Genomic DNA, 2046 nt, shown 5'->3' with positions numbered 1-2046 from the left:
AAGAAGAAGAAAGCATGGAAGTTACCTACATCTTCTAAAATCTGTTACTTATTCAACTATTTTTGTTTTTTGTGTTTCGTCTTTGTCTTTCTTTGACTCCTCATCTGATACCAAGTCACTAGTTGATTTTTTGAACTCTCTTAACGTAGTTCCAAATGCACGACCAATTTCAGGTAGCTTGGATGGGCCAAAAATAATTAATGCAATGACAAGAACAATAATTAAACCAGGTATCCCTATATTCTGTAACATTTACATAACCTCCATTGTTTAGATCGTTCTTTTTCTTTGTGATAAAAAATTATATAATTTATAATCCGCCTGCTTTCCGCAAACTTTACATTTTAGCTCTTCAAGTAATTTATAATCCTCTGAGATAGTTTGAACATGTGGAAGAAATATCATTTTTAAGGCTTTATGAACATGTTGTTTACAAACTAAAACCACTTTAATGCTCCTTCCATAAAATGAAAAAATAGCAGATGGTATAATATTACTTCTCTTACACCTTCGCTTTTCAATAGACCATTCTTAAATATGCTGTGATGAGAAAACCTACGTCTTTGTTTTGTGTCCCACCAAACAAACTTCTTGGGACAAAAAATTGTCCCTCCTAGTACCCAATTCGATGTCCACCTATAACAAATACTTGAAATGTAATAAAAGATGTAAACCATACAAAATGTTAGTTTACATCTTTTTTATGGTATCTTGTAGGACAATTTAATTTATTTTTATTCCGTGACGCTCAAATGCTGCTGCTTCTAGAACGGACATACCTTGTGCCTCGGCAGTCTTAGCTACTTTTCCCGAAACTTGCGGTGCAATATTCGCAGGAGCAGCAAAGGACATTTCTCTAGCGCGTGCAGAGTTTCTGCGTTGGAACGGCCCCCAAATGGCAAAGGTCATGCCTGGGCTTTGAATATTGACAAAAAGTGTGTTTCCATCTGGTGAGAATGTTGGACCTGCAAATTCATTATCATTCAAACGGTTGGCGGCAAAAGGATAGACCTTGCCTTCTGGCGTAATTCCCATAATGCGATCTTGGCCGGAACCATCCTCTACAAACCAAAGGTCACCCCATGGAGTCATGCTGATATTATCTGGATATTCCATTTGACGTGCATCATTTCCCTCATAGAAAAGTTCCAATGTATTAGTGTGAGGAATATAACGGTAAACACGTCCAAGTTTGTTTTCACCGGCAGAGGTGTCGTCGAACCAGAATACACCCTCTTGGAAGAACGCTCCCTCAAGTCTAGAGAACTGAATGCAGTTTTGTTCTTCAGCTTCCTCGCGGCACCAATGAGGATCAACTTCCTTCCAAACGATCTGAAATGTTTGTCCAGTTTTAAATGTGCTTGCGGCTGGATCAGTTACCGCTTCAATTGCTGCTGCGTAAAGCTTTCCTCCTTTTTGTAACGAACCTGGTTTTTGGCTAGTGTCATTTGGAATAAAACGATAAAAGTAGCTTGGTCTTGAATCCTCAGTTAAATATACATATCCTGTCGATGGATCAATTGCACAGGCTTCGTGAGAAAAGCGTCCCATTTCCTTAATTGGAGTTTTGGACATATCGTTCTCTGGCTGTGTCGGATCTACCTCAAATACATATCCGTGTCCCTCGGAACGGTTTTCTTCACAAGTCAGCCAAGTTCCCCAAGGTGTCGCTCCGCCAGCACAATTTCGGATTGTACCTGAAGAGGTAACATATTCTTTGATCACTTCATGATTTGGACCTACAACTAAAGCGGTAGTACCACCTTTAGCATTTGTGTCAAATGGATTGCGTCCGAATGCTGGACCTCCCGATAATTCGTGATTACGAACAAGAATGGTTGTATTGTTTGATCCATCAAAAGCTGCCATTCCATCAAATGCTCCAGGGATTTTGCTTCCGTCTGTCATCAGTTCGCCTTCTCTGGAAATAATTTTGTAATGAAAGCCTTTTGGAAGGTCAAGAATACCATTCGGATCTGGAACCAAAGGACCATACCCGCCAAATCCGCTGGTTGGATTATCGTTAGCATCCGCAAGTGCTTTTGA

2 protein-coding genes are annotated in these 2046 nt (G+C 39.9%); both read right to left on the bottom strand.

Features of this window, described 5'->3' with window-relative positions:
* Nucleotides 1-48: 48 nt before the first annotated feature.
* The gene (locus tag FCI53_RS21060) at nt 49-252 is read right to left on the bottom strand and encodes a twin-arginine translocase TatA/TatE family subunit (protein ID WP_138420935.1); all 204 of its coding nucleotides are present in this window, start codon (nt 250-252) and stop codon (nt 49-51) included.
* Between the two features lie 471 nt (nt 253-723).
* A partial coding sequence (locus FCI53_RS21055; RefSeq protein ID WP_138420934.1) for an alkaline phosphatase PhoX occupies nt 724-2046 on the bottom strand: 1323 nt, incomplete at its 5' end.

The organism is Aquibacillus sediminis (genome assembly GCF_005870085.1).
Classification (GTDB): domain Bacteria; phylum Bacillota; class Bacilli; order Bacillales; family Amphibacillaceae; genus Aquibacillus_E; species Aquibacillus_E sediminis.
The sequence above is the reverse complement of the archived record's forward strand: the minus strand, read 5'-3'. Positions and strand labels throughout refer to the sequence as shown.

Excerpts from the sequence above, each read along its gene's own strand:
- FCI53_RS21060 (WP_138420935.1), bottom strand. The coding sequence starts at position 252 with ATGTTACAGAATATAGGGATACCTGGTTTAATTATTGTTCTTGTCATT.